This is a genomic window from uncultured Campylobacter sp. (genome assembly GCF_938030685.1).
GTDB lineage: Bacteria > Campylobacterota > Campylobacteria > Campylobacterales > Campylobacteraceae > Campylobacter_B.
The window spans coordinates 1-1,455 of the sequence record NZ_CALHHX010000062.1 but is presented as its reverse complement, the minus strand read 5'-3'; the positions used below and the strand labels follow the sequence as shown (position 1 = coordinate 1,455).

Sequence of the window (1,455 nt, the reverse complement as noted above, 5' to 3'; positions counted from 1 at the left end):
TCGTTTTCCATAAAATTCCTTCCAAATTGCCTAAAGGCGCTATTTTAAGATTTTTTGGGTTAATAAAAGCTTATTTCGGTATAATCGCGAAATTTTACGAAATCTAGGAGGGGCTATGAGCTGGAGTAGGACGTCGTGGAAAGATTATAAAATTTTACAGCAGCCGATCTATCAGGATGAAAGTGCGGTGCAGGCCGCCAAAGAGCGCCTTTACAAGCTGCCGCCGTTAATTTTCGCGGGCGAGGTGCGAAATTTAAAAGCCGAGCTTGCGCGCGCCAGCGAGGGCAAATCGTTTTTGCTTCAAGGCGGCGATTGCGCGGAGAGCTTTAATGATTTTAGCGCGAATAATATCCGCGATATGTTTAAGGTAATGCTTCAAATGGCGATTATTCTTACTTTTGCGGCGGGTCGCCCCGTCGTTAAGGTAGGTCGTATCGCAGGACAGTTCGCAAAGCCGCGTAGCAGCGACTTCGAAGAGGTTGGCGGCGTGAGATTGCCTAGCTACCGCGGCGACATAATCAACGGCTTTGAGTTTAGTGAAGCGGCGCGCAAAGCAGATCCTGCGCGCATGATAGAGGCGTATCATCAAAGCGCTTCGACGCTAAATCTTCTGCGCGCCTTTTCTCGCGGCGGTCTTGCGAACCTGCACGAGGTGCATAAGTGGAATTTGGGCTTTTTGAAAAAGGGCGAGCTGGAGGCTAAATTTAACGAACTCAGCGATGAAATTTCGCGCACGCTTAAATTTATGGAGGCATGCGGACTGAGCGCCGCGAATTCTCCGAGCCTTGCCGAGACGGTGCTTTACACCTCGCACGAGGCGCTGCTGCTGCACTACGAGGAGTGCCTGACGCGCATTGACAGCACCAGTGGCGATTGGTACGACTGCTCGGCGCACATGCTTTGGATCGGCGAGCGCACGCGCGGCGCGGACGATGCGCACGTGCATTTTTTAAGCGGTATCAAAAACCCTCTCGGCGTCAAGATCGGCCCGAGCGGCACTGCGGATGAAATTTTGCGCCTTTGCGACAAGCTCAATCCGCAAAACGAAGCAGGCAGGCTAAACGTCATCATCCGCATGGGCGCGGATAAGATCGGCGCGCGGCTGCCGCAAATTTTACGCGAGCTAAAGCGCGAGGGCAGGGCGATCCTATACAGCATCGATCCGATGCACGGCAATACCGTCAAGACCGCCAACGGCTACAAAACGCGCGAATTTTCTAAAATTTTAAGCGAGGTTCAGAGCTTTTTCGAGATCCACGCTGCGGAGGGCACGCACGCGGGCGGCATTCACCTTGAGATGACCGGTCAAAACGTCACCGAGTGCACAGGCGGCTCATTTAACGTGACGCAAGAGACGCTAAAACAGCGCTACGAAACGCAGTGCGATCCGCGCCTAAACGCAGATCAGGCGCTAGAGCTTGCGTTTTTGCTCGCCGATAATCTAAAAAAGGCGGA

Annotated in this window: 1 protein-coding gene; it reads left to right on the top strand. The window is 52.9% G+C overall.

Annotated elements, in window-relative coordinates; all coding sequences use genetic code 11:
- Window positions 1–115 precede the first annotated feature (115 nt).
- On the top strand, window positions 116–1,455 hold a 1,340-nt coding region (locus Q0369_RS02930; RefSeq protein ID WP_298095739.1), incomplete at its 3' end, for a class II 3-deoxy-7-phosphoheptulonate synthase.